The following is a 368-nucleotide window of genomic DNA, read 5'->3' as shown; positions in this document are numbered from 1 at the left end:
GACGACGGCCCCGACCCCCGGCACACCCCGACCGTGCTGGCCCTGCTGGAGCAGCACGGCATCCGGGCCACCTTCTTCCTGATCGGCGAGAACGCCGTCGAGCACGCCGACCTGGTCCGGGAGATCGCCGCCCGGGGCCACCACATCGCCAACCACACCTGGACCCACCCCGACCTGCGCCACCTCTCCGAGGCCAAGGTCCGCGAGGAGCTGGAGCGCACCTCCGAGCTGCTGCACCGGACCACCGGGAAGGCGCCCACCTGGTTCCGGGCGCCCGGCGGCGACTGGTCCCCGGCCTCGCTGAAGGTGAGCGCCGAGCTGGGTATGCGTCCGATGGCCTGGTCGGTCGACCCCCGGGACTGGGCCCG

The 368-nt window shown here is 73.9% G+C and carries 1 protein-coding gene; it reads left to right on the top strand.

Annotated elements, in window-relative coordinates; translation table 11 throughout:
* Positions 1 to 368: polysaccharide deacetylase family protein (locus BI06_RS29205; protein WP_043472583.1), on the top strand; the 368-nt coding region annotated here is incomplete at both ends.

The organism is Kitasatospora sp. MBT66 (assembly GCF_000710405.2).
Classification (GTDB): domain Bacteria; phylum Actinomycetota; class Actinomycetes; order Streptomycetales; family Streptomycetaceae; genus Kitasatospora; species Kitasatospora purpeofusca.
The sequence above is the reverse complement of the archived record's forward strand: the minus strand, read 5'-3'. Positions and strand labels throughout refer to the sequence as shown.